Below are 24,149 nucleotides of genomic sequence, written 5' to 3'. Positions count from 1 at the left end.
CGGGGGCGGAGACGGCGCGGGTAGGGGCGCTGGGGTGGGTACGGGATCGGGATCGGGAGCTGGGACGGGGGCGGGGGCCGCGTCGGACGGGGGTGTGGGTATGGGGGCGCGGGACGTCGACGGGTTCGACCATCACGTGTTGAAGTCGCTGCTCGGGGCCTGGGCGCTCGCCGCCTGCTCCGCCCAGGAGTCGGCGGCCGTCGAGGAGCACCTGGGCACCTGCGGGCCGTGCGCGGACGAGGCCCTGCGGCTGCGCGAGGCCGTCGGCCTGCTGCACCCCGAGGAGAGCCTCGACCTCGACCCCGGCCTGCGCACACGCGTCCTGGAGAGCTGCCTGGGGCGGCGCCCACCACGCATCCCGCTGCCCGAGTGGGCCGCTCCGTACGACGCCGAGACCGCGCGGCTCGACGCGCTGCTCCAGGACATCGGGGACGCCGAGTGGCACGCGCCGGTGCGGCTGCGGTGGTTCGAGAACGACGAGCCCGTGAGCCGCAAGACGACGGTCGCCGGGGTGATCGCGCACCTCCTCGCCGTCGACGGCCTGGTCGGCACGGCGCTCGGCCTCCAGGACCCGCTCGGCGCGGAGGCCCCGCCGGTGCCGGACCCGACCCGGCGCACGGAGGCGTTCTGGCGGGCCTCGCACTTCCCGCCCACCCGCGCGGTACGCGGGCCCTGGCGGGACCAGACGCACGAGCTGATCCGGACCGTGTCCTTCGCGGGCGGCGGGTCCGGGCGGCTCGCCGTGGGGTACGGGACCGTGGACGACGCCGGTGGCGAGGACGGGCAGCGGGTCGAACTTCCACTGCGGGACTCGATGGTGGAGCGGGCCTTCGAGTGCTGGATCCACGCGGAGGACATCGCCGAGGCGGTGGACTACCCCTACGAGCCGCCGTCGCCCCGGCATCTGCACCACATGATCGACCTCGCGGCCCGGATGCTGCCGACCACGCTTGCCGAGCGGCGGCGCTCCGGTCGGGCCGCGCCCTCGCGTGAGCTGGTCGCGGCGGGGGCGCCGGGGCGGAGTCTGCGCCTCGAGGTCGAGGGGGTCGGTGGCGGCGAATGGTTCATCCCGCTGGACTCGCCCGGGGCGAGCGGGTCGGCCGAGTCCGAGGTGGCGCACATCGCCCTGGACGGCGTGGAGTTCTGCCGCCTGGCGGCGGGGCATGTGGCGCCCGAGGAGGCGGCGGCCGGGCAGCTGGGGGACCGCGAGGCGATCAGGGACGTCCTGTTCGCGGCGGCGTCGCTGAGCCGCCTGTAGCCCGCAGCAGAACGGGCCGTCCGGGGGCGAGGGCGTTCGCCCCCGGGTGACTGTCCGGTGCGGAGCAAACGGGTGGGCGGGTGGGGCAGGCCCCGCGCGCAGCGCGGGGACGAACCCGCACGCCGGAGGCGCCCTGCGCCGGGGCTAGGCGAAGACGACGGTGCGGTGGCCGTTGAGGAGGATGCGGTGCTCGGCGTGCCACTTGACGGCCCGCGCCAGCGCCTGGCACTCCACGTCCCGGCCGACGGCCACCAGCTGGTCGGGCGTGACCCCGTGCCCCACCCGCTCGACCTCCTGCTCGATGATCGGCCCCTCGTCGAGCTCGGCGGTCACATAGTGCGCGGTCGCACCGATCAGCTTCACACCGCGCGCGTGCGCCTGGTGATAGGGCCGCGCGCCCTTGAAGCTCGGCAGGAACGAGTGGTGGATGTTGATGATCCGCCCGCTGAGCTGCTTGCACAGGTCGTCCGAGAGGACCTGCATGTACCGGGCGAGCACGACGAGCTCGACGTCCTCGTCCCGCACGACCTGCAGCAGCCGCGCCTCCGCCTCGGCCTTGGTGTCCCGCGTCACCGGAATGTGGTGGAAGGGAACGTCGTACGAGGCGGCCAGCTCGGCGAAGTCCGTGTGGTTGGAGACGACAGCCGCGATCTCGACGGGCAGCGCACCGATGCGCGAGCGGAACAGCAGGTCGTTCAGGCAGTGCCCGAACTTCGACACGAGCAGCACGATCCGCATCTTCTGGTCGGCCCGGTGGAGCTGCCAGTCCATCTGGAAGGAGTCACCGATCGCCGCGAAGCTCGCACGGAGCTTGTCGAGGGTGACGGGCGCCTCGGCCGAGAAGTGCACCCGCATGAAGAAGAGTCCGGTGTCGTGGTCGCCGAACTGCTGGCTGTCCTCGATGTTGCAGCCGGTCATGAAGAGGTAGCTCGACACGGCGTGCACGATGCCCTGTTTGTCGGGGCAGGAGAGGGTGAGGACGTACTGTTCGGCGCTGTCGGCGCGCTGGTCACTGGCGACGGCGGACTGCTCGTTCATCCGCCCAGGGTCCCATACCCAGGGGCACCCCACGGACCGCCGCCGAACCCCCCGTGGTCACCCCGGCCGCGTACGGGAACCCCCGAGCCCGCCCGCGCGAGCGAACCCCTCAGCCCGACCGCGTCAGGATCCGCAGGACCTCCAGCGTCCGCGGCGCCCCGTCCGGATCCTCCCCGTCCGCCGCCGCGAGCCGCACATGCGCGTCCCGCGCCGCCCGCACCGCGTCCGGCCAGCCCGGGTGGTCCAGATACACGGACACCGCCGCGTCCGCGCCGACCTCGTGCATGATGCGCAGCACCCGCAGCACGGCGGCGTCGACGAGCGCCGCCTCCTGGGAGTCCCGGAAGATCGTCCCGACGTACTTCTCCGCGGACCAGTTGTCCAGCCACGTGTCCTCGACCAGGCGGTACACGGCGTCGGTCACATCCCCGTACTCCTCGCGCCCGGCGAGCCAGCACTCACGCTGGAAGACCGGGTCGGAGAGCATGTGCAGCGCCGAGCGCACGTTGCTGCGCCAGCGCCACCACGGCATGTCGTTCGTTGGCATGCCGCCTATGGTCGTCGACCGACGGCCGCGACGGGAAGACTTCTCCGTTCCTTGCACGGTCATCGATCGTACGTTCCCACATCACCCACGCGGTTACGGCCCCACCAGTTCACCCTCTGGTCACCAACCGTTGAATGCGCGTCACTCCGCGGTTGGTCCGTTGCCGGAATCGTGCGTGTCCATGACCGCCTTGCGACGCGTCTTCCCTCCCCGTCCCGTCCAGACCGCGCCCCGAGCGCGAAAAGCGCTGTTCGGCGCGGTGGTCGTGACGGCGTGTGCGTCCCTGGCCGTCGGCTGTGGGGTCATCCCCGGTACCACGGGGGGTTCCGAGGATGACCCCGTCACGGTCATGACGTGGGCGCCGGAGCACACCCGGGCGACCAACAAGCCCGGCATGCCCGCGATGGCCAAGGCGTACGCCCGCTGGGTCAACGACACCGGCGGCCTCGACGGCCGCAAGCTCGAAGTCATCACCTGCAACGAGCGCAACAACGCGGTCGGCGCGGGCAACTGCGCCCGGCGGGCCGTGGAGGAGGACGTCGCCGCCGTCGTCGGCTCCTACAGCCAGCACGGCCGCGCGTTCTTCGGACCGCTGGAGTCGGCCGGCATCCCGTACATCGGTGGCTACGGCCTCACCGACGAGGAGTTCTCGAGCCCCCTGTCGTACCCCGTCAACGGCGGGCAGCCCGCGCTGCTCGCGGGCAACGGGCGGCAGCTCGCCGACGTCTGCGACCGCGTCTCGCTGGTGCGGCCGGACACCATAGCGGGCGACAACCTCTCCAAGCTCCTCGACTCCGGCCTCGCCCAGGGCAACCGCGCGGCGTCCGCCGACATCCGGGCGCCCGAGGACGGCACGGACTACACGGCGCAGGCCGAGCAGGCGCTGACCCGCGCGTCGGGCGGCGCGGGCTCGGGGTCCGGCTCCGGCTCGGACTCCGGCAGCAGCGGCGGTGCCATCGGTACGCGGGACGCCGCCGCGCCCCGCGCGGGCGACAAGGAAGGCTGTGTCGCGGCGGCCCTCGGCGCCCGCACGGACACCTTCTTCGACTCGTTCCGGCGCACCGAGGACGCGTACCCGCCGGTGCGCACCGCCTCCGTGCTCGGCAGTGTCGACCAGTCGCTCGTCGACCGCACGGGCGGTGCGAACGGCCCGTACGAGGGGGCGTACGTCACCGGCTGGTACCCGGCCGCGAGTGACGCCCGCTGGTCGAAGATGCGTGAGGTCATCCGCGAGCACGCCTTCGGCGACAACCGGGTCGACGCGACGGACGCGGGCACCCAGACCACGTGGATCGCGTTCACCGTCCTGCGGCAGGCCGTCGAGTCCCTGAACGGCGATGCCGTCACCGCCCGCTCGCTGCGCCGCACCCTCGACCAGGGCCTGCGCGTGGACACCGGCGGGCTCACGCCGATGCTGCGCTGGCGCTTCGAGGACATGCTGGCGGCGGGCGACTACCCGCGTCTGGTGAACGCGGACGTCACCTTCCAGGTGGTGCGGGACGGCCGCCTGATCCTCGCCCGCAAGCAGTTCGTGAACGTGGCGAAGACCCTGGAGTCCGCCCGCTGAACCCACGAACGGCCGGGGGCCCCGATCTCGATCGGGGCCACCGGCCGTTCCACGTCTGCGTCCACTCCCCTGCCGGTGCGGGCTACAGCTGCGTCGGGGTCCGCTTGGTGAGCCCGTGCTGCGTCGCGATGGCGTTCCACAGCGCCGCCGCCTGCCGCTTCGCGCGGGTCGCCTCGTCGCTCGCGCGGTTGCCCGCGGCCGAGTGGTTGGTCTGGCGGGCGTGGCCCTTGCGGCAGCCCTTCTTGCGGGCGACCTGGTCGGCCCACGCGGCGTAGTGGTTGTCGGCGGACGCGGACGCCTTCCACGCCTTGTTCAGCTCGGTGGTCAGGCGCTGGTTCGAGGGCAGCTTGTCGACGGTGAGGCCGGAGAGCCTGCCGACGAGGCCGTTGCGCTGCTTGGCGGCGTCCCGCAGGTCGGTGGCGGCCTTCCCCAGGTTGTCGCACCTGCCGACGTCGCGGACGGCGCCGATCACCGACTCGCGGCTGTTGTTGCTGTCCGCGAGGAGCTTGTCCAGGGCGACGGCCTGCTTCTTGGCGGGGTCGGCGCTCGGCGACGGCTTCTTGGACTCCTCGTCGCCCGCCGGCGCGGTCGCGGCGAGCGGCTCGTTGTCCTCGTTCTTCTTGTCGTCGCCCCCGCCGGAGAGCATCGCGCCCGCGCCGACGCCGAGCACGGCGATGGCGACGCCGACGGCCACGAGGAGCGGTGTCCTGGAGCCGGTACGGCCCCGGCCCTTGCGCCCGGGCGCGGGCTCAGGATCGGCCGCGGGGCCCGGGGCGGGTGCGGCGGCGGCGGCCGCCTGGAAGCGCGGCATCTGCTGGGTGGACGCGGGGCCCTCGTCGGGCTCCGGCTCCCGGCGGAAGAGGCTGTCGAACTCGGCGGGCGGCTGCCGGTCGCCCGGCGCACCGGGGCGCACGCCGTACGCGGCGTCGGCGGCGGGCGGGCCGCTGTCCGTGATCGGCGCGATGAACTGGGTGGGCGCGTTGTCGTCCGGCGCGGCGGGCGCACCCGGCATGACGTCGGCGGCACGGCCCAGGAACTGGGTGGAGCCGTCGGCGGGCATCTCCGGCGGCAGCGCGCCCGGGGAGGCGGGGCCACCGACGGGGGAGATGAACTGGGTGGCCTCGGCGTCGGGCCCGGTGGGCGCCGCCGCGTGCCGCCCGCCCCCGTTCGCGGCGGACGGCGTCCCGTAGCCACCGCCGTCGTGCGGCCCGGCGCCCTGTCCTGCCTGTCCTGCCTGTCCTGCCGACGGGAGCGGCATGCCTCCCGGCGCGGCGGACGGGAGGTGCGCGGGGGCGTGCCCGCCGTACGAGGCGCCGGGCACCTCATGGCCCTGCGCGGGGCCTTGACCGGCGGGCGGAAGCGGGGGGCTCTGGTGGGCGCCCTGCCCCGGGAACTGGGGCTGGCCGTGGGCCTGCGCCTGTCCGGGGAGTGGGGTCTGTGCCTGGTCCTGGCCGTGGAAGTGGGCGTGCGCCTGGTCCTGGAGGGGGGCTTGGCCCGGGAGCGAGGCGTGGTTCTGGAGGGGGGCCTGGCCCGGAAGCGGGCTCTGGCCCGGAAGCGGGCTCTGGCCCGGGAACTGGCCCTGGGGCTGCGCCTGGTTCGGGAACTGGGGCTGGCCCTGCGCCTGCCCTGGGAGCGACGCCTGGTCCTGGGGTGAGGTCTGGCCCGCAGGTGAGCCCTGACCTGGAAGCGGGCTCCGGCCCGGAAGCGAGTCCTGGCCCGGGAACTGGCCCTGGCCCGCGAGCGAGGCCTGGTCCTGGAAGGGGGCCTGCCCCGGAAGCGAGCCCTGGCCCGGGAACTGGCCCTGTGCCTGGCCCGCGAGCGAGTCCTGGCCCGGATGCGGCGCCTGGCCCGAGAACTGGTCGTATCCCTGGCCCTGCCCCGACCCCTGGCCGTATCCCTGTCCCGGCCCCTGGCCCTGGGGCGACATGGGTCCGCTCTCGGCGGGTATCGGGCCCTGCCCGGGTATTCGACCCGAGTCCTGCCCGGGCATCGGGCCGGGCCCCTGCGCGGGCATCGCGCCCGCTCCCGGCGCGTACCCCTGCCCCGCCCCCTCGGGCGGCAGCGGGGATCCGTACGACCCGCCGTACGAAGCGCCCCCGTACGAAGCAGCGGCCGGCGGCCCCGCGGGCGGCAGTGGCGTGCCCTCCGGCGGCAGCGGCATCCCGGTCCGGCCCTGCGGCGGCGCGGCGGGCTCCTGCAGGGACGGCTGCTGGTAGGACGCGGCGGGCTCCTGGTGGGCCTGCTGGTAGCCCTCGGCGGGCTGTGCGCCCCAGGCCTGGCCCGCGCCCGGTGCGGGGGCCGCCGTGTCGGGGCCCCAGGGCTCGCCCCAGGGGCTGCCGACCGGTGGGGCGGCGTGGTCGCCGGTGGTGCCCGGCATCAGCGGCTCGCTGCCGTCCGCGGGCAGCACGATGCCCTCGTGCGCGTGCCGCGCCGCGGGTTGCTGCGGTTCGGAGGAAGCAGCGCCTTGCCCGCTCTGCTGCGTCACCGGGACTCCTACGAATGGGGGACCTTCGGAACGTCGGCTCACGCTACCGGGTCCCCGTGGCGCTCGGCCACGCAGCTCAGAGCACGCCGGACGCCACCCCTGACGCAGGCGTCACAGAAGTAACAGAAGTCGTACGACAGACGCTGTTGAAGGGGGCGTGCGTCCCGGCGCAGGGCTCCCTGCGCCCCTTTCACGCCACACGCCCCCCGACAGGCCGTCGGCGGCCGTACTCGCCGTGGCGACCGTCACGCCGCCTGCAGGTCGAGCCGCGCCCCGAACTCGCGTACCACCGGCTCCTCCCGGAACGGTTCGAGCCGCTGCTGGAAGTCGTCCAGGTACTCCGCGCCGCGGTTGGACCGCAGCGTGCCGAGGAGTTCGACGGCCTTCAGGCCGGTGTGACAGGCCTGTTCGATCTCGCGGCGCTGCACCTGGGCCGTGGCGAGCAGCACCAGACCGATGGCGCGGCGGCGCGCCCGCGTCGGCGGATGCCCGGCCAGGGACTCCTCCGCGCACCGGGCGGCGGCGTCGGCCTGACCCAAGTCACGGTGGCAGTGCGCGAGTTCGTCGGCGAGATACGCCCGGTCGAAGTGGCGGATCCACACCGGGTCGTCGCCCGAGTCCTCCTCGCCCACGGCCCGCTCCATCGCCTCGACGGCGCGCCCCGCCACGATCTGCGTGGACCGGGCGTCGCCGAGCAGCGCGTGGCCCCGCGCCTCCGCGGCGTAGAACATCGACTCCGCGCGCGGCGAGACCCGCCCGCGCGCCCCCTCCTGCGCCGCCCGCGCCAACTGCGCGATCTCGCGCGGGTTGCCGAGCTGCGCGGCGAGGTGACTCATGGACGCCGCGAGCACGTACCCTCCGTACCCCCGGTCGCCCGCCGCCTGGGCCAGGCGCAGCGCCTGGATGTAGTAGCGCTGGGCGAGGCCGGGCTGGCCCGTGTCGACGGCCATGTATCCGGCCAGTTCCGTCAACCGCGCGACCGCGGCGAACAGTTCCCGGCCCACGGCCTCGCGGTAGGAACCCGCGAGCAGCCCGGAGACGACGGAGTTGAGGTAGTGCACGACGACGGGGCGCACGTGCCCGCTGCCGTACTGGTGGTCCAGTTGCGTCAGGGCCTCCGTCATCGCCTTCACGGCGGCCACGTCCGAGAGCCCGACGCGCGGCCCGGCCGTGCGGCCGACCTGCGCGTCCGGCGAGGAGATCAGCCAGTCCCTGCTCGGCTCCACGAGCGCGGACGCGGCGACGGACGAGCCGGACAGGAAGTCCCGCCTGCCCACGTCGCTGCGCCACAGCTCGCAGACCTGCTCGATCGCGCCGAGAACGGTGGGCGAGAACTGCAGCCCCACGCCGGAGGCGAGGTTCTTGCCGTTCGCCATGCCGATCTCGTCGATCGTGACCGTGCGCCCCAGCTTGCGGCCGAGCGCCTCGGCGATGATGCCCGGCGCGCGCCCGCGCGGCTGCTGGCCGCGCAGCCAGCGAGCCACCGACGTCTTGTCGTATCGAAGGTCGAGACCGTGCTCCGCGCCGCACATGTTCACGCGACGGGCCAGGCCGGCGTTGGAACAGCCGGCTTCCTGAATGAGCGCCTGCAGCCGTTCGTTCGGCTGCCGTGCGACGAGAGGCCTGGCGGCCATGGCGTACCCCCTGTGTGCACCGTGGACCATCTGGAACTTCGGATGTGGATGTCGAATGAGGAACGGTCCGGGCCGGTTTGCCCGCATCGCCCAGATGATCAATGCCCTGGGAACAACCGGAAGATGCACCACATACACCACAGATGCACAGCAACCTGCCTGAATTTGATGTTTCGCACCTCAACACGGCAGAGTGCGGCACACGTCAGCGAGCCGGGTGAACATGGCTGTCCGATGACCCCGATGAAGCAAGGATGAACTCGGTCGAACTCCGACTGCCCCAGACGTGGCTACCCGCGCCCGGCCCCGCTTGCCCATGCGCGCCCCCACCCGTGCACCCATGCGCCCCGCCGCAGGATCGATGCTCCTCCCCCGCGCACGTGACACCCCGTAACCCGACATGACGCGCGCAGTTGAGAGGTGCGTGGAAGAGACCATCGGAGTCACGTCAGCCGCGCAGATCCCGAAGCAGCGCGGAGAGGCCCTGCAGGACACGGCCGTTCGGTACGCGGAGGAACGCCACTGGGATGTCTTCCCCGGCGCCTGGCTCGAGTCCGTCGAGGGCACGTGGCGCTGCTCGTGCGGCGAGGCCGCCTGCCCCGCACCCGGCGCCCACCCCGTGCGCGACGACTGGCCGACGCAGGCCACGGGCAGTGCGACGGTCGCCCGGCGCATGTGGGCGAAGCAGCCGAACGCCTCGATCCTGCTGCCCACAGGCCGTACGTTCGACGCGATCGACGTGCCCGAGACAGCCGGTTTCCTCGCCCTCGCCCGCATGGAGCGGATGGAGCTGACGCTCGGGCCCGTGACGTGCACGCCCGACCGGCGCATGCAGTTCCTCGTCCTGCCCGGCGCCGCGGCGAAGGTCCCGGACCTGGTCCGCAAGCTCGGCTGGCCGCCCGCCGCCCTCGACCTCGTCACGCTCGGTGAGGGCGCCTACGTGGCCGCGCCCCCCACCCGCTTCGGCGCCTCCGGCGCCGTCCAGTGGGCCAACCGCCCCACCCCCGCCAACCGCTGGCTCCCCGACGCCGAGGAAGTCATCTCCCCCTTGTCCTACGCCTGCGGCAGGGAGGCCCGCAGGAAGTAACCGCCGGCTGCAAGTAGGCCGCCGAGGGCGCTCGTTGCCGTCCGCCTCTGTGGGCAGCTGGGCCGCCCAGAGGGCGATGGGGGTCCACCCTGCTCGAGCGAAGCCGAGAGCTCGGGGGAGGGTGGGCACAGCCACAGGCCGACGGCGCCGTCAGTCCAACAGTCCCCCAGCCCCACGTATCGTGCGCGCAGGGCGACGATAGGACTAAGGGGCAACGGTGACAGAGGCGACGGAAACCCCCGCGGCAGCGGTACGCGTGCACAACCTGTGGAAGGCCTTCGGCCAGCAACTCGCCGTGGCCGGCATCGACCTCACCCTCCCCGCGGGCAAGTTCATCGGCCTCGTCGGCCCGAACGGCGCGGGCAAGACCACCACCCTCTCCATGGTCACCGGCCTCCTCCGCCCCGACCAGGGCACGGTCGAGGTCGTCGGCCACGACGTCTGGCGGGACCCCGCCGAGGTCAAGGCCCGCATCGGCGTACTCCCCGAGGGCCTGCGCCTGTTCGAGCGCCTGTCCGGCCGTGAACTCCTCGCGTACACGGGCAGGCTGCGGGGCCTGCCCGGCGAGGAGGTCGACAAGCGGGCCACCCAGCTCCTGGACGTCCTCGACCTCGCGGGCGCCCAGCACAAGCTGGTCGTCGACTACTCCACCGGCATGCGCAAGAAGATCGGCCTGGCGACGGCCCTGCTGCACAACCCGGAAGTGCTGTTCCTCGACGAGCCGTTCGAGGGCGTCGACCCGGTCTCCGCGCAGACGATCCGCGGCGTCCTGGAGCGCTACACCGCTTCCGGGGCGACGGTGGTCTTCTCCAGCCATGTGATGGAGCTGGTGGAGTCCCTGTGCGATTGGGTCGCCGTCATCGCGGCGGGCCGCATCCGCGCCCAGGGCCCCCTCGCCGAGGTCCGCGGCGACGCGGCGACGCTCCAGGAGGCGTTCCTCGAACTCGTCGGCGCGAACGGCCGCGACGCGGGCTCGGACCTCGACTGGCTGGGCGGCGGCGCCCGATGACCGCCCCGGCCACGGCCCCCGCCACCGCCGCGTCCTCCGGCACCGGCCTGACCCCCGTCTTCGTACGCCTGAAGCTGTCCCTGCTGCGCAACGGCCTGCGCCAGTCCTCAGGACGCCGCGCCGCGTACGTGGCGTCCGCCGTCGTCGCGCTCCTGTTCGCCGCGCTCCAGCTCCTCGGCCTGATCCTGCTGCGCGGCAACGAGCACGCCGCCACCGTGTCGGTCATCCTCGTCGCCGTCCTCGCCCTCGGCTGGGCCGTGATGCCGCTGTTCTTCCCCAGCGGCGACGAAACCCTGGACCCCACCCGGCTCGTGATGCTGCCGCTGCGCCCGCGGCCCCTCGTCCGCGCGCTCCTGGTCGCCTCGCTCGTCGGCATCGGGCCGCTGTTCACGCTCTGCCTGGCGCTCGGCGCGGTCATCGCGGTGGCGGACGGCGGGGCGGCGGTCGCCGTGGGCGTCGTCGCCGTACCGCTGACGCTGCTCGTCTGCGTGGCGCTCGCGCGGGCCGTGGCCGCCGCCAACATCCGCCTGCTGACCAGCCGCAAGGGCCGCGACCTCGCCGTGCTCAGCGGACTCGTCATCGCCGTCGGCGCGCAGGTCGTGAACTTCGGGGCGCAGCGGCTCGGCTCCTCGGACGCGGGCCTCGGCGAGCTGGATCCGGCGGCGGACGTGCTCGGCTGGATCCCGCCGTCGTCGGCGCTCTCGGCGGTGCACGCGGCCGGAGAGGCCCGGTACGCCACGGCGGTCGCCCAACTCGCCCTGTCCGGCGCCGCCCTCGTCCTGCTCCTGCACCTGTGGCGGCGCAGCCTGACCCGCCTGATGACGGCGCCCGACGGCTCCACGCTCGCCGCGGCGGAGCCGTCCCGCGAGGGCCGCGGCGGCGGCCTCTTCGCCCGGCTCCCCGCGGGCCGCACCGGCCCCGTCATGGAGCGCACCCTGCGCTATGTCTGGCGCGACCCCAAGACCAAGGCGGCCTGGGTGACGTCCCTGGCCATCGGCCTGATCGTGCCCCTGTTCAACGCCCTCCAGGGCACCGGTTCCGTCTACTTCGTGTGCTTCGCCGCCGGGATGCTCGGCATCCAGATGTACAACCAGTTCGGGCAGGACACGTCCGCGTTCTGGATGGTCGCGATGACGATCTCCTCCGCCCGGGACGCGTACGAGGAGCTGCGGGCCCGCGCGCTCGCCCTGCTCGTGATCACACTGCCGTACGCGACCCTCGTCACCGTTCTGACGACGGCGCTCCTCGGCGAGTGGCAGGCCCTGCCGGAGGCGCTCGGCCTGTCCTTCGCGCTCCTCGGCGCCATGCTGACCACCGGCGCCTGGTCGTCGGCCCGCTTCCCCTACTCCATCCCGCAGCAGGGCTACAAGAACGTCGCCCCCGGCCAGGCGGGCCTCGCCTGGATCTCCATCCTCGGCGGGATGATCGCCGCCGCCGTGCTCTGCGCGCCCGTCCTCGCCCTCACCATCTGGCTGCACGTCGCCGACCACGGCTCCCTGAGCTGGATCCTGCTGCCCGTCGGGGCGCTCTACGGAGCCGCCGTCACCGCGGCGGGCCTGCGGCTCGCGGCGCCGCGGGTGGCGCGGCGGCTGCCGGAGATCCTGGCGGCGGTCAGCAAGGGGTGAGGTGCGGGGCGGGGCCGGGGGTGCGGGGAAACGGAGCGACCCGCGAGCCGTGGTTCCCCTGCCGTGAGGCCGGGGAAGCCGGCCGGACGTACCGGCGGCTCGCGGGTCGGGTGACTGCTTGGAATTACGGCCGGCTGCGTGCCTGTTTCGCACGCTGGTCCGGCACCGCACTGGGTGTGGTGGCGGGCCGCTAGCCCGCAGTCACCTCTTCCGTCCGGTATTCATACATCTGCCGAACCACCTCCTCTCCGAAGTGACACTCACCCTAGGAAGCCCGTCCGAGTCGTTCAACTGTTTTTCTGAGACCTTGGTCCGGCAACGATTTGCCTCAACTTCCGGGAACTTACTGTGGGCTGTGTCACGTTCAAGTTGAATGATCTGGCGACGAGGATGAGGACACAGCCTGCAGGGGGGTCCGGGTGAGTGCTTCCCGACGGAGCGGAACCACCGACGAACTGGGCCCCGAGGAGCCCGAGCCCGGCGGCGCCGAACTGCTCGCGGCGCTGCTCGACGGGATGGACGCCGCGTTGTGCGCGTTCGACGCCGACGGAGTCGTGACGCACTGGAACCGCGAGGCGGAGCGGATCCTCGGCTGGACAGCCGCGGAGGCCGTCGGACGGCGCGGGTTCGCCGACTGGGCCGTGCGCAGCGCCGACGCCGAGGACGTCGAGGGGCGGCTCCTCTCCGCCATGCACGCGCCGGGGCGGCAGGTCGACGAGTTCGCGCTCCTGACCAAGGACGGCGGGCGGGTGCTCGTGCGGACCCAGACCTCGGCCGTGCGCGGCGGCGACGGCAAGCCGAGCGGGGTGTACTGCGCCTTCAGCGAGGTGCACACCCAGATCGACCTGGAGCGGTCCATCGCCCTCAGCGAGGCGCTGTTCGAGAACGCCTCCTGGGGCGTGGTGCTCGTCGACGCCGACCTGCGGCCCGCCGTGGTGAACGCCCACGCCGCGCGGGCCCTCGGCATGGGGCGCACCGCGCTGCTCGGGCGGCCGCTCGGCGAAGTCCTCACCCAGGGCGTCGAAGAGCTGGAGAGCGCCCTCACGCACGTGCTCGCGGAGGGCGCGCCGCCCGCCCCCGCGGAGATGTGGCTCGCGGTCCGCGGCGACGGCGGCGAGCCCGAGCGGCGCTGCTGGCGCAGCGGGTTCCTGCGCCTGGGGTCCCCGCTCGCCGAGGAGCCCGTGCCGCTGGGCGTCGGCTGGCTGTTCCTCGACGTCACCGAGGCCAAGCAGACCGAGGCCGAGGCGGCACAGCTGCGCTTCCGGTCGCAGCAGTTGCACCGGGCCGCGCGGGCCGCCGCCGAGTGCGAGGACCCCATGGAGGCGGCCACCGTCCAGCTCGACTTCGCCCTCGCCGGGTTCGCCGACCACGCCCTGATCGACGTGATCGACAGCGAGGAGCCCCAGCTGCGGCTCGTCCGGGCCGCCGTCACGCCCGCCGGGGCGCCCGGGCCCTGTCAGCCCGCGGGCAAGGCGCGGTTGCCGCTGCGGTACTTGGAGGGGCATCCCGCGCCGCAGTGCGTCGAGCGGGCCGGGTCCGTGCGGGCCACGGCGGCCACCGCCGAGCCCGGGCGGGCGCGGGAGTGGGCCCTCGCCCGGCAGTGGCCCGAGTCGTCCGTGCACGCGCTGTGCGCCGTGCTGCGGAGCCGGGGGCGGACGTTGGGGGTGGTCACCTTTCTGCGGGGGGCCGCCCGGAGCCAGTTCGAGCGGGGCGACGCCTCGTACGCGGAGAGTGTCGCTGCGCGGGTTGCGGCTGCGTTGGATCTGGCGGGGGTGGGGGGGTAGGGCCTCGCGGCGCGCCCCAGTCCCGCCCCTTCTCCGAAACCGGGGCTGCGCCCCTGGACCCCGGGGGTGGGTGTCCCGCGCGGGTGGGACAGCCTCCGCCGAATCGCCGCTCCGCGGCTCGTCCTCAATCGCCGGACGGGCTATTTCTAGCCCGTCCGGCGATTGAGGACGAGGCCGTTCAGGCCGACAGCGGGGGTCCGGGGGCGGCAGCCCCCGGTTCGGGAAGGGGTGGGGTTGGGGAGCTCCCAGCCAGGCCCCGCCTACGCCGCGTGCAGCGCCAACGTAGGCGACAGCCGGGCCGCCCGCACCGCGGGGTACAGCCCCGCCACCGTCCCGATCGCCAACGTCGCCCCGAAGCCCGCCGTCACGGCCCACAGGGGCACCACCCAGGGCAGCTCGCCGGACGCGGCGTACGCGGCCGTCGCCGCCGCGCCGAGCGCGACGCCCGCGAGACCGCCGAGGCCGGACAGCATCAGGGACTCGGTGACGAACTGGACGCGGATCTGGCCGCGGGTGGCGCCGAGGGAGCGGCGCAGGCCGATCTCGTAGCGGCGCTCCAGGACCGAGATGATCATGGTGTTGGCGACGCCGACGCCGCCGACGAGGAGGGCGATGCCGCCGAGGCCGAGGAGGAGCGTGGAGAACGCGCCCTCGGTGTCCGCCTTGGCCTGGAGGGCCGCCGAGGGGTCGGTGACCTTGACGTCGCGCGGGCTCTCGGGCGAGATCGACGCGCCGAGCAGCGCCCGCACGTCGTGCACGGCGTCGTCCGCCGAGCGCTCGTACAGCGACGTCGGGTGCCCGTCGAAGCCGAGGAGCGACTTCGCGGCGGCCCAGCCGGTGAGCGCCGAGCGTTCGACGTCGGGGGCGAGCGGCAGCGGCGCGAGGATGCCGATGACGGTGAAGTAGCGGTCGTCCACCCACACCTGCTGGCCGGGCGAGGTGATGCCGAGGCGCCGGGCGGCGACATGGCCGAGGACGATCGACGGATAGCGGGAGTTGGCCGCGTTCAGCCAGGTGCCGCTGGCGGTGCGGCCGCGCAGGACCTTCAGGAGGTCCTCCGTGGCGGCCTTGACGGAGATGCCGCCGGTCTCGCCCTCGGGGATCTTCTCGCTGCGCCGCACCGTGCGGTCGATGTCGCCGGTGGCCCCGACGTCCTCGACGCCCTCGATCCGGGACACCCGCCCCACCGCGTCCTTCGGCAGCTTCAAGTCCTCGCCGGAGAACAGCGGGTCCCCCGGCGCGGCCACCAGCATGTTCGTACCCAACTTGTCGAGTTTTTCGAGGAGTTGGGCCTTGCTGGAGGCGGAGACGCCCACCACCGCGACCATCGTGGCGATGCCGATCGCGATGCCGAGCGCGGAAAGGACGACCCGCATCGGGCGGCTGCGCAGCCCGGACGCGCCGACGTGGGCGATGTCGCGGGGGCTCAGCCGGGCGGCGCGCAGCCGCCTCGGCCGCGTACGGTCAGCGGTCATCGCGCCACGGCTCCCTGTGCTCGTACGTCCTGGTCCGGACGGGCGCCGTCGTGGACCACCCGGCCGTCGCGGATCCGGACCTGCCGGGGCAGCCGGTCCGCGATCTGGCCGTCGTGGGTGATGACGGCGATGGTCGCGCCCTCGGAGTTGAGGCCGTGGAGGAGTTCGATGACCGCCTCGCCGGAGGCGGAGTCGAGCGCTCCGGTGGGTTCGTCGGCGAGCAGCAGGTCCGGTTCGCCGACGACCGCGCGGGCGATGGCGACGCGCTGCTTCTGGCCGCCGGACAGCTCGTGCGGCCGGTGCCGCATCCGGTCGGCGAGGCCGACGCGGTCCAGGGCCTCGGCGGCGCGGGCCCTGCGCACGGCGCGCGGCAGGCCGGAGTAGAGCAGGCCCTCGGCCACGTTGTCGCGGGCGCTGACGCCGGGGACGAGGTGGAAGGCCTGGAACACGAAGCCGATGCGGCGGGCCCGCAGCGCGGACAGGCTGCGGTCCGAGAGCTTCGCCACGTCGTGCCCGGCGATCTCGACCGTCCCCGCCGTCGGCCGGTCCAGGGTGCCGACGATGTGGAGCAGCGTCGACTTGCCGGAGCCCGACGGGCCGACGATGGCGAGGAGTTCGCCCTCGGCGACGTCGAGGTCGACTCCGCGCAGGGCGGCGACACCGCCCGGGTACTCCTTGGTGACTCCGGTGAGGCGGACGACAGGACGGGGGCCGGGGCGGCCGCCGCCGGGCGCCTGCTCCTCGTACGTGCTCTGCGCACGCAGCGCGCTCATGTCTTCGGCACCCCGACCTTCATCCCCTCCCGCAGCCCCCCGCCGCTCACCTCGACCCGGCCCGAACCGAACATGCCGAGCTTCACCCGCACCTGGCGGGCCTTGCCCCCGGCGACGACCTGAACGCCGTAGCCGCCGCCGGGCAGGGCGAGGAGGGCGTTGACGGGGACGGACAGGACGCCCTCGCGGGTCTCGCCGGTGAGGTTCACCGTGACCGGGGACTGGTCGAAGCCGCGCACGTCGGAGGGGTCGTCGAAGGACACCGTCACCGGGATCTTCGGGGTCTTGTCGGCCGGGTCGTCGCCGGCCTTCGCGGTCCGGCCGACCGCGGAGACACGGCCCGACGCCGTCGAGCCGTCCGGGAGCGACACCTCGACCTTCGTGCCGACCTTGGCCAGCTTCCCGTCGGACACCTCCAGCTGGAAGCGCACGACGCGCTCGGACGCGGTCGTCGTGAGCACGGGACGGCCGGGCGACACCTGGTCGCCGACCGCCGCGGCCACGGACTTGACGCGCACCGCCGACGGCGAGAAGGCGATGTCGCCGGGCTCGACCCGGCCCGTCTGGCGCCGCTCGTGCGCCTTCTGCCAGCGCTTCACGGCGGCCGCCGTCCCGGCTGTGTACTCGTCGTCGACGGCGAGCCCGGCCGCGTACCCGAGCGCCTGGAGGTTCTGTTCGAGCTGCCGCACGTCCTCGCCCTCGGAGCCCGGCTTGAGGGTGCGGTACATGGGCACGGTGCCGTACATGAGGCGCACGGGCACGCCGTTGACCTCGTACAGGCGCCCGTCGCGCCGGACGGTGTCGCCCGCGCCGGGGGTGCGGGTGAGGATGCCCGCGGCGCCCGCGTTGACCTTGCGTTCCTTGGCGTAGCCGAGGGTGCCGTCGAGCTGGGTGCCGCTGCTGAGGTCGCCGCGGTCGACGGTCGCGGTGGCGGGCGGCAGGTCCGCGTTCCCGGAAGGGCCGCCGTCGTCGCCGCCGGACCCGCCGGTCCCGGTGACGGCGACCCCGGCGCCCGCGACCGCGAGCAGCGCGACGACCGTCGAGACCACCGCCGTGCGCCGCCTCATCCGACGATGCCCTTGCACGCCTTGGCGGCCTTCTCCATCTTCTTCATCTCGGCGCCCTTCGGGGCGGGCATCGCGCGCGCCATGCCGTCCTCGAACTTCGGGTCCGGCATGTTGAAGCCGTTCTTGCGCATGCACTGCGCGTACCTCAGCATCTTGTCCTTGTCGGCCTGCGAGATGCCGCCGCCCGCCGAGCCGGGGCCTTTGCCGGTGCACTCCTTGAGGGCCTTCTGCATCTTCTCCTTGCTGAGGTCCCCGCCGATCGTGATGCCGTTGCCGTCCTGGCCCGACTTCGGCTCGGGGACCTTCAGGCCGTGCTTGCGCAGGCACTCGCGCTCCTTGAAGGCCTTGTCGGCGGCGTTCTCCTTGCCGCCGGAGTCCTTCTTGCCGTCGCCGCCGTCGTCTCCGCCGGAGCAGGCGGTCGCGAACAGCGCGAGGGCGGCGACCGCGGCGAACGCGGCCGAACGGCTGCGGGTACGCGTACGTGTCATGGCTTCCCCTGGTGTCGATGGGTCCGGTGGCCGGCGCCGGTCGCGCCCGCCGCGGCCCAGGCTCACCGGAAGCGGGGTTTCGTCTCTCTCACGGCAAACCTTTACACCGGCGAAAGGTGGCCCTCGGGTACACAGGGCGGCATGCGCGTACTGCTGGTGGAGGACGAGGAATTCCTGGCCGAGATGATCGCCGTCGGGCTGCGCCGCGACGCGCTCGCGGTCGACGTGGCGGCGGACGGCCTGACCGCGCTGCGCAAGCTCCAGCTCGGCGAGTACGACGTGCTCGTCCTGGACCGCGACCTGCCCGGCGTGCACGGCGACGAGGTGTGCCGCCGGGTCGTGCGGCAGAAGCTGCTCACCCGCGTCCTGATGCTCACGGCGGCAGGCACGGTGCGCGACCGGGTCGCGGGCCTCGGGCTCGGCGCCGACGACTACCTGACCAAGCCGTTCGCGTACGACGAGCTGCTCGCCCGGGTCCTCGCCCTCGGGCGGCGCGCCCGGCCCGCCCTGCCGCCGGTCATCGAGCGGGCGGGCGTCGTCCTGGACACCGCACGCCGCCAGGCCAGCCGCGACGGCCGCCACCTGTCGCTGTCCCGCAAGGAATTCGCCGTCCTGGAGGCGCTGCTTCGCGCCGACGGCGCCGTGGTCAGCGGCGAGGACCTGATCGAGCAGGTCTGGGAGGAGGACACCAGCTACCGCACCAACGCCGTCCGCGTCACCCTCTCCAAGCTCCGCGCGAAGCTCGGGGAGCCGGGCGTGGTGGAGACCGTGCCGGGGGCGGGATACCGGATCTCGGGGGTGTCGCTGTGAGGGCCGCGCATGCCGAGGCCCCGGGCGCGTCCGCCGTGCCGCGCCTGCCCGGCGTCCACCGCCTCCGCGGCCTCGGCGCTCTCCTCGGGCCCGGCGCGCCCCGCGGCCTCGGCATGCGCGGCGAGCGGGTCCGGCTGACCGCGCTCTACGGCGTGCTGCTGGTCCTGGCCGGGGCGCTGCTCACCGGCGTGGTGTACGTCCTGGTGCGGCAGGGCCTGTACTCGTCGATCAGCACGGCGGTCACCACGGCCGTGCCCGGGACCCGGGTGGCCCGGGACGACTTCGGGCCGCCGTGGGTCCAGCCGACGCAAGGGACGGCGTTCGCGCCCGCGCGGCCCCTGAAGCTCGCCGACACGGTGCCCGCCCAGGCGGTGACGCGGGTCAGCGACGCCGCCGGGGAGGCCGCGCTCGGACGGCTGCTCTCGGTGTCCGTGATCGTCCTGGCCGCGTACACCGTGCTCTCCGTGGCCCTGGCCTGGTGGATGGCGGGCCGGGTGCTCCGCCCCGTCGCCGTGATCACCGAGAGCGCGCGCCGCCTGTCCGGCTCCAACCTGCACGAACGCATCGCCCTCGACGCGCCCCCGGGCGAGCTGAAGCAGCTCGCCGACACCTTCGACGCGATGCTCGACCGCATCGAGCGGCTCGTCGGCGCGCAGCAGCGGTTCGCGGCCAACGCGGCGCACGAGCTGCGCACGCCCCTGGCCGTGCAGCGGGCCGCCGCCGAGATCGGGCTCGCCGGGGACCCGCCGCCCGAGCACGTCGCCCGCATCCGCAGGAAGCTGATCTCCGTCGCCGACGACAGCGAGAGCCTCATCGAGGGCCTGCTGCTCCTCGCCACCGCCGACGCGCCGGGCGGCCCCGACCACGACCGCGCCCTGGAGCGGCACGAGCCGGTCGCCCTGGACGTCACCGCCCACGAGGTCGCCGACGCCCTCGCGGACGAGGCCGCCCGGCGCCACGTCGCGATCACCGTGCGGGCCGCGCCCCTCACCGTCCACGGCGACGGCGTCCTCCTGGAGCGCCTCGTCCACAACCTGGTGGCGAACGCCGTACGCCACAACGTCCCGGTCGGCGGCCGCGTCGAGGTGACCACGGCGCCCGACGCGATCACCGTCACCAACACGGGCCCCGCCATCCCGCCCGACACCGTCACCCACCTCTTCGAGCCGTTCCACCGCCTGCGCCCCCGCACTCACGCGCGCGGCGAGGGCGCGGGCCTGGGCCTGTCGATCGTGACGGCGATAGCGAGGGCGCACGGGGGGACGGCGGAGGCAGCGGCGAACGGAGCGGGCGGCGGGCTACGGGTGACCGTCCGCTTCCCGGGCAACGGGGCCGTGTCGTCCTTCTACGACCGGAGCCCTCAATGCCGGTAGAAAATCCGATCCCCGTACTCCGAGAACACCCGCCCGTTCCAGTCATGGCCCCCGTCCACGTTCGCGGACCGCAACAACGGCGGCTGAATCCCACGCTCAGCCAGCGCAGCGGCCGCCGTGGCCATCATGGCCTGCATCAACGCGCTGGCGACCATCGTGGACGCGGGCCCGAAGGGCGCGTCCACGGAGTCGAGGGCGATCTCCGCGTCCCCCACGGCGATCTTGGAGTCGAGGACGAGATCGCAGTGGTCCTTCAGGAAGGTCCCCGAGACGTGCCGGGACCTCGTCTCCGTGGCGTACGCCACCGAGGTCACGCCGATGACCTTCAGGCCGATGGCGCGGGCGTTCATGGCCATCTCCACAGGCAGCGAGTTCCGCCCGGACAGGGAGATGATCACCAGGACGTCGCCGGACCGGGCCGGGCTGGAGTCCAGGACGGCGCCCGCGAGGCCGTCGACGCGCTCCAGGGCCGAGCCGAGCGTCGCGGGCATCACGTCGACGCCGACGACGCCGGGCACGGAGAGCAGGTTCATCAGGGCGAGGCCGCCCGCGCGGTAGACGACGTCCTGGGCGGCGAGCGAGGAGTGGCCCGCGCCGAAGGCGAAGAGGCGGCCGCCCGCGGTGACGGCGTCGGCGATCAGCTCGCCCGCGGCCGTGATGTCCGCGGACTCCTCGTCCCGGACCCGGCGCAGCAGGTCGATGGCGGCGTCGAGGTAGCGCGCGGCGAGCAGGTCCGCGCCGCCGTCCGATCCGCCGCCCGTGTCCGGGCCGCTGCCGCCGTCCGAGCCCTGGCTTCCCTTGCCCATCCGCGAAACCCCTTCGTCCCGCCGTGTCCCGTCGTGTCGCGGATCACGGTGCGGTCTGGACCAGTGCCCTGTCAATACGGACTCGGACCGCCTCTTTTCCCGGCGCAACCCGGTTGTCAGTGGTATGCGTCAGAATTGAGGGCAGGGCCAGCGCACGAGCGAAATCTGAGGGGCACCCATGTCGGGGCTTATTGACACCACTGAGATGTATTTGCGCACCATCCTCGAGCTGGAGGAGGAGGGTGTCGTCCCCATGCGCGCCAGGATCGCCGAGCGGCTCGACCAGAGCGGTCCGACGGTGAGCCAGACGGTGGCACGCATGGAGCGCGACGGCCTGGTGGCCGTCGCCAGCGACCGGCACCTGGAGCTGACCGAGGAGGGCCGCCGTCTCGCCACGCGCGTGATGCGCAAGCACCGCCTCGCCGAATGTCTCCTGGTCGATGTGATCGGCCTGGAGTGGGAGCAGGTGCACGCCGAGGCCTGCCGCTGGGAGCACGTGATGAGCGAGGCGGTGGAGCGGCGCGTCCTGGAGCTGCTCCGCCACCCCACCGAGTCGCCGTACGGCAACCCCATCCCGGGCCTGGAGGAGCTGGGCGAGAAGGACGGCGCCGACCCGTTCCTGGACGAGGGCATGGTCTCCCTGATCGACCTCGACCCGGGCACGGACGGCAAGACGGTCGTGGTGCGCCGGATCGGCGAGCCGATCCAGACGGACGCCCAGCTGATGTACACGCTCCGGCGCGCGGGCGTGCAGCCCGGCTCGGTCGTGAGCGTGACGGAGTCCGCCGGGGGGGTACTCGTCGGCAGCAGCGGCGAGGCCGCCGAGCTGGCGGCCGATGTCGCGTCGCACGTGTTCGTCGCCAAGCGCTGACCGCGCCCGGCTCCGGGCCCCGGCGGGTCTCGTAACGGCCATCAACTCCCGTTACCACAGGTGCAGTTGAGGTGAGTCCGAGACCCGCCGGAGTCCAAGATTCAGTGTGCCGAATCGCAGCGCCGACGCGGTTTGCGTGCGAGGCTGTCGCGTGAGGCATATGACCTGAGGACTCTTGGCCGTTCCGGGACCGGGACGGCGCCGGAGAGGGGACAGACGATGTGCCCGGCAGGTGAACTGGGGCGCGCGGGGCGCGGTGCTCCGCGCCCCGCGCACACAGAGGGCCCCGGCGCCCTTGGGCGCCGGGGCCTGTCCTCCCCTGTGCTGACCCGGAGCCCCGAGCTCCCAGGGTCATCCCCCTCGGACCGGCTTCCCCGAGCGGCCCGCCCCCCGTTGAAGATCTCCCCTCGGCGGCGGCGGTCAATCCTTGAGCATGGTCACCCGAACGAGGGGTGTTGGCGGCGAGATGGCCGCTACCGAATGAGAGTTCGATAGCGTGCCCGGATGCGTGAGTGAACGACCCGAGCGGAGTCAAGGGGGGTGCCTGGGACCATGGTGCGGCGCATCGACGTGACCGGCGCGGGCGGCGTGAGCCTCGCCGCCTGGGAGTACGCCGACCCTCCCAAATCCAGGGAGGCCGACTCGCCCCCGGGCGGAGTGCTGTTACTGCACGGCCTGATGGGTCGCGCCTCGCACTGGGCGGGCACGGCACGCTGGCTCTCCGAGCGCCACCGCGCGGTCGCGCTCGACCAGCGGGGCCACGGCCAGAGCGACAAACCGGCCGACGGACCGTACGACCGCGGGGCGTACGTGGACGACGCCGAGGCCGCCCTGGAGCAGCTGGGCCTCGCGCCCGCCGTGCTCATCGGGCACTCCATGGGCGCGCTCACCGCCTGGCAGCTCGCCGCGCGCCGCCCGGACCTGGTCCGGGGCCTGATCATCTGCGACATGCGCGCGTCCGCCCTCGGCGCCGCCTCCCAGCGGGAGTGGGAGGACTGGTTCAAGTCGTGGCCGGTGCCGTTCGCGACGCTCGCGGACGTGCGGAAGTGGTTCGGCGAGGACGATCCGTGGGTGGAGCGGCCGAATCCCTCGCGCGGGGCGTTCTTCTCCGAGGTCATGGCCGAGGGCGAGGACGGCTGGCGGCCGGTCTTCGACCCCGCGCAGATGCTGAAGTCCCGGGAGACCTGGGTGTACGACGCGCACTGGGAGGAGCTGGTCCAGGTCCAGTGCCCCGCGCTCGTCGTGCGCGGGCTCGACGGCGAGCTGGGCCGGGCCGAGTCCCAGGAGATGGTCCGCGTCCTGCCCCGCGGGGCGTACGCGGAAGTGCCCGACGCCGGCCACCTCGTGCACTACGACCAGCCGGAGGGCTGGCGCCAGGCGATCGAGCCGTTCCTGGACGGGGTCCTCGCGGGGTCCTAGGGCCTGCCCGATGGGCCGGACAGGCCCCGGCCACCCCCGGCCCCACGATCGGCCCCGCCACGAGGCCGCCGCCGCCCGGTCAGGGGCTGAGGCGCCGCAGGACCCAGGGCGCGTCCGGAGTGGCGCGGCTGTAGACGAGGCGGTCGTGCAGCCGGTTCGTGCGGCCCTGCCAGAACTCGACGGTCAGCGGGGCGACGCGGTAGCCGCCCCAGTTGGGCGGCGCCGGGACCTGCTCGCCCTCGGGATAGCGCGCCGCCAACTCCGCGTACGCGGCGTCCAGTTCGTCCCGCGAGGCGATCACGGACGACTGGGCGCTGGCCCAGGCGCCGAGCTGCGACCCGTGCGGCCGCCCCCGGAAGTACCGCACGGTCTCGTCCCGCCCGATCCGCTCCGCCGTACCGGCGACGATCACCTGCCGGGCCATCGGATGCCAGGGGAAGAGCAGCGAGACATGCGCGTTGGCGTCGATGTCGCGGGCCTTGCGGGACTCGTAGTTGGTGTAGAAGACGAAGCCCCGCGCGTCGTAGCCCTTCAGGAGCACCGTGCGGGAGCTCGGCCGCCCGTCCGCGTCGGCGGTCGACACGACCATGGCGTTCGGCTCCCGGATCACCCCGTCGTCGGCGGCGGCCTCGGCGGCCGCGGCCGCGAACCAGTGCCCGAACTGCTCGACGGGATCGGCGGGGAAGTCGGCCTCGGCGATGCCCTCGGCGCGGTACTGCGCACGCATCGCGGCCACGTCGGAGAGGGCGCCGCCGAGGCCGGAAGCAGCAGGCCCGGGCGCGTCGGGGGCGGTGGCACGGAAGTCGGTCACGTGGTCATCCTGCCGTATACGAACACCTCGCCCCACAGCGGCAGTCGACGGGCGCACACACCCATCGGAAGGTGATGTGTGGCACTGGGTGCCGCAGTCCATCGCCAAGGGTGGCACCAAGGGTTATCGTTCCGAAGCCGTGTCGGTTGGGTGACCTCCGGCCGCGCGGGGCATCACCGGGTTACCCCGACCCCAGAGCCAAGGCCTCGGGTCGTACACATG

20 protein-coding genes are annotated in these 24,149 nt (G+C 73.7%); 10 read left to right on the top strand and 10 right to left on the bottom strand.

What is annotated here, in order from left to right:
- The first annotated feature begins 34 nt into the window (after positions 1-34).
- Positions 35-1,258: a zf-HC2 domain-containing protein gene (locus OO63_RS25300; protein WP_428835931.1), complete on the top strand. Its 1,224-nt coding sequence runs from the start codon at positions 35-37 to the stop codon at positions 1,256-1,258.
- A gap of 144 nt (positions 1,259-1,402) precedes the next feature.
- Here OO63_RS25300 and purU read toward each other — a convergent pair whose 3' ends face one another.
- Together purU and OO63_RS25290 are read right to left on the bottom strand one after the other, a co-directional pair.
- Entirely contained in the window at positions 1,403-2,296 is an 894-nt protein-coding gene (gene purU / locus OO63_RS25295) for a formyltetrahydrofolate deformylase (RefSeq protein ID WP_030361539.1), read from the bottom strand.
- Positions 2,297-2,405: 109 nt separating this feature from the next.
- Complete coding sequence (locus tag OO63_RS25290) at positions 2,406-2,906, bottom strand: SCO4402 family protein (protein ID WP_078619351.1); 501 nt, start codon at positions 2,904-2,906, stop codon at positions 2,406-2,408.
- Positions 2,907-3,024: 118 nt separating this feature from the next.
- On the opposite strand from OO63_RS25290, the gene OO63_RS25285 reads away from it, so the two are divergent.
- A complete protein-coding gene (locus OO63_RS25285) occupies positions 3,025-4,410 on the top strand; it encodes an ABC transporter substrate-binding protein (protein WP_031192700.1) in 1,386 nt (461 codons plus the stop codon).
- Positions 4,411-4,492: 82 nt separating this feature from the next.
- Here OO63_RS25285 and OO63_RS46380 read toward each other — a convergent pair whose 3' ends face one another.
- Positions 4,493-6,895, bottom strand: a complete 2,403-nt coding sequence (locus tag OO63_RS46380; RefSeq protein WP_051834900.1) for a hypothetical protein — start codon at positions 6,893-6,895, stop codon at positions 4,493-4,495.
- A 245-nt stretch (positions 6,896-7,140) separates the two neighbouring features.
- Positions 7,141-8,529 carry an NsdA family TPR-like regulatory protein gene (locus tag OO63_RS25270; RefSeq protein WP_030361535.1) on the bottom strand — a complete coding sequence of 463 codons (1,389 nt, stop codon included), beginning with the start codon at positions 8,527-8,529 and terminating at the stop codon, positions 7,141-7,143.
- Between the two features lie 400 nt (positions 8,530-8,929).
- On the opposite strand from OO63_RS25270, the gene OO63_RS25265 reads away from it, so the two are divergent.
- The 4 genes from OO63_RS25265 to OO63_RS25250 all read left to right on the top strand — a co-directional run bounded on the left by OO63_RS25265 (position 8,930) and on the right by OO63_RS25250 (position 14,034).
- The gene (locus OO63_RS25265) at positions 8,930-9,616 is read left to right on the top strand and encodes a bifunctional DNA primase/polymerase (protein ID WP_030361534.1); all 687 of its coding nucleotides are present in this window, start codon (positions 8,930-8,932) and stop codon (positions 9,614-9,616) included.
- 217 nt (positions 9,617-9,833) lie between these two features.
- Positions 9,834-10,625, top strand: a complete 792-nt coding sequence (locus OO63_RS25260) for an ABC transporter ATP-binding protein (RefSeq protein WP_030361533.1) — start codon at positions 9,834-9,836, stop codon at positions 10,623-10,625.
- Positions 10,622-12,250 carry a hypothetical protein gene (locus tag OO63_RS25255; protein ID WP_030361532.1) on the top strand — a complete coding sequence of 543 codons (1,629 nt, stop codon included), beginning with the start codon at positions 10,622-10,624 and terminating at the stop codon, positions 12,248-12,250. The genes OO63_RS25260 and OO63_RS25255 overlap by 4 nt, the downstream gene beginning before the upstream one ends.
- 419 nt (positions 12,251-12,669) lie before the next feature.
- Complete coding sequence (locus OO63_RS25250; RefSeq protein ID WP_030361531.1) at positions 12,670-14,034, top strand: PAS domain-containing protein; 1,365 nt, start codon at positions 12,670-12,672, stop codon at positions 14,032-14,034.
- A 260-nt stretch (positions 14,035-14,294) separates the two neighbouring features.
- Here the strand turns inward: OO63_RS25250 and OO63_RS25245 are convergent, their stop codons facing one another.
- From OO63_RS25245 to OO63_RS25230, 4 genes are read right to left on the bottom strand one after another with little or no spacing between them, the layout of a single operon-like run.
- Positions 14,295-15,509 carry an ABC transporter permease gene (locus tag OO63_RS25245; RefSeq protein WP_030361530.1) on the bottom strand — a complete coding sequence of 405 codons (1,215 nt, stop codon included), beginning with the start codon at positions 15,507-15,509 and terminating at the stop codon, positions 14,295-14,297.
- Positions 15,506-16,282, bottom strand: a complete 777-nt coding sequence (locus OO63_RS25240) for an ABC transporter ATP-binding protein (protein WP_051811168.1) — start codon at positions 16,280-16,282, stop codon at positions 15,506-15,508. The genes OO63_RS25245 and OO63_RS25240 overlap by 4 nt, the downstream gene beginning before the upstream one ends.
- Positions 16,279-17,349 carry an efflux RND transporter periplasmic adaptor subunit gene (locus OO63_RS25235; protein WP_030361528.1) on the bottom strand — a complete coding sequence of 357 codons (1,071 nt, stop codon included), beginning with the start codon at positions 17,347-17,349 and terminating at the stop codon, positions 16,279-16,281. The genes OO63_RS25240 and OO63_RS25235 overlap by 4 nt, the downstream gene beginning before the upstream one ends.
- Positions 17,346-17,837, bottom strand: coding sequence for a hypothetical protein (locus OO63_RS25230; RefSeq protein WP_030361527.1), 492 nt, complete (start codon positions 17,835-17,837; stop codon positions 17,346-17,348). Before OO63_RS25230 ends, OO63_RS25235 begins: the two co-directional genes overlap by 4 nt.
- Before the next feature lie 141 nt (positions 17,838-17,978).
- On the opposite strand from OO63_RS25230, the gene OO63_RS25225 reads away from it, so the two are divergent.
- Both OO63_RS25225 and OO63_RS25220 read left to right on the top strand, forming a co-directional pair.
- Positions 17,979-18,647: a response regulator transcription factor gene (locus OO63_RS25225; protein WP_030361526.1), complete on the top strand. Its 669-nt coding sequence runs from the start codon at positions 17,979-17,981 to the stop codon at positions 18,645-18,647.
- Positions 18,648-18,760: 113 nt separating this feature from the next.
- Positions 18,761-20,020, top strand: a complete 1,260-nt coding sequence (locus OO63_RS25220) for a sensor histidine kinase (protein ID WP_051811174.1) — start codon at positions 18,761-18,763, stop codon at positions 20,018-20,020.
- On the opposite strand, the gene OO63_RS25215 is transcribed toward OO63_RS25220, so the two are convergent.
- Positions 20,008-20,826: an SIS domain-containing protein gene (locus OO63_RS25215; RefSeq protein WP_078619350.1), complete on the bottom strand. Its 819-nt coding sequence runs from the start codon at positions 20,824-20,826 to the stop codon at positions 20,008-20,010. The genes OO63_RS25220 and OO63_RS25215 overlap by 13 nt on opposite strands.
- 178 nt (positions 20,827-21,004) lie before the next feature.
- Between OO63_RS25215 and OO63_RS25210 the strand changes: the two genes are divergently transcribed.
- The gene (locus OO63_RS25210; protein ID WP_030361523.1) at positions 21,005-21,697 is read left to right on the top strand and encodes an iron-dependent transcriptional repressor DtxR; all 693 of its coding nucleotides are present in this window, start codon (positions 21,005-21,007) and stop codon (positions 21,695-21,697) included.
- A 552-nt stretch (positions 21,698-22,249) separates the two neighbouring features.
- Positions 22,250-23,116: an alpha/beta fold hydrolase gene (locus OO63_RS25205; protein WP_030361522.1), complete on the top strand. Its 867-nt coding sequence runs from the start codon at positions 22,250-22,252 to the stop codon at positions 23,114-23,116.
- A gap of 79 nt (positions 23,117-23,195) precedes the next feature.
- On the opposite strand, the gene pdxH is transcribed toward OO63_RS25205, so the two are convergent.
- On the bottom strand, positions 23,196-23,843 hold the full coding sequence (pdxH, locus tag OO63_RS25200) for a pyridoxamine 5'-phosphate oxidase (RefSeq protein ID WP_051811173.1): 648 nt from the start codon (positions 23,841-23,843) through the stop codon (positions 23,196-23,198).
- Positions 23,844-24,149 lie beyond the last annotated feature (306 nt).

It is taken from the genome of Streptomyces alboflavus (assembly GCF_000716675.1).
GTDB lineage: Bacteria > Actinomycetota > Actinomycetes > Streptomycetales > Streptomycetaceae > Streptomyces > Streptomyces alboflavus.
This window is presented reverse-complemented; position numbering and strand designations above follow the sequence as displayed.

What these genes read in the sequence shown, in the direction of transcription:
- purU (WP_030361539.1), bottom strand. Translation starts at nt 2,296, where the DNA reads ATGAACGAGCAGTCCGCCGTCGCCAGTGACCAGCGCGCCGACAGCGCC.
- OO63_RS25290 (WP_078619351.1), bottom strand. Translation starts at nt 2,906, where the DNA reads ATGACCGTGCAAGGAACGGAGAAGTCTTCCCGTCGCGGCCGTCGGTCG.
- OO63_RS25285 (WP_031192700.1), top strand. Translation starts at nt 3,025, where the DNA reads ATGACCGCCTTGCGACGCGTCTTCCCTCCCCGTCCCGTCCAGACCGCG.
- OO63_RS25270 (WP_030361535.1), bottom strand. Translation starts at nt 8,529, where the DNA reads ATGGCCGCCAGGCCTCTCGTCGCACGGCAGCCGAACGAACGGCTGCAG.
- OO63_RS25265 (WP_030361534.1), top strand. Translation starts at nt 8,930, where the DNA reads ATGACGCGCGCAGTTGAGAGGTGCGTGGAAGAGACCATCGGAGTCACG.
- OO63_RS25255 (WP_030361532.1), top strand. Translation starts at nt 10,622, where the DNA reads ATGACCGCCCCGGCCACGGCCCCCGCCACCGCCGCGTCCTCCGGCACC.
- OO63_RS25245 (WP_030361530.1), bottom strand. Translation starts at nt 15,509, where the DNA reads ATGACCGCTGACCGTACGCGGCCGAGGCGGCTGCGCGCCGCCCGGCTG.
- OO63_RS25240 (WP_051811168.1), bottom strand. Translation starts at nt 16,282, where the DNA reads ATGAGCGCGCTGCGTGCGCAGAGCACGTACGAGGAGCAGGCGCCCGGC.
- OO63_RS25235 (WP_030361528.1), bottom strand. Translation starts at nt 17,349, where the DNA reads ATGAGGCGGCGCACGGCGGTGGTCTCGACGGTCGTCGCGCTGCTCGCG.
- OO63_RS25230 (WP_030361527.1), bottom strand. Translation starts at nt 17,837, where the DNA reads ATGACACGTACGCGTACCCGCAGCCGTTCGGCCGCGTTCGCCGCGGTC.
- OO63_RS25225 (WP_030361526.1), top strand. Translation starts at nt 17,979, where the DNA reads ATGCGCGTACTGCTGGTGGAGGACGAGGAATTCCTGGCCGAGATGATC.
- OO63_RS25220 (WP_051811174.1), top strand. Translation starts at nt 18,761, where the DNA reads ATGCGCGGCGAGCGGGTCCGGCTGACCGCGCTCTACGGCGTGCTGCTG.
- OO63_RS25215 (WP_078619350.1), bottom strand. Translation starts at nt 20,826, where the DNA reads ATGGGCAAGGGAAGCCAGGGCTCGGACGGCGGCAGCGGCCCGGACACG.
- OO63_RS25210 (WP_030361523.1), top strand. Translation starts at nt 21,005, where the DNA reads ATGTCGGGGCTTATTGACACCACTGAGATGTATTTGCGCACCATCCTC.
- OO63_RS25205 (WP_030361522.1), top strand. Translation starts at nt 22,250, where the DNA reads ATGGTGCGGCGCATCGACGTGACCGGCGCGGGCGGCGTGAGCCTCGCC.
- pdxH (WP_051811173.1), bottom strand. Translation starts at nt 23,843, where the DNA reads ATGCGTGCGCAGTACCGCGCCGAGGGCATCGCCGAGGCCGACTTCCCC.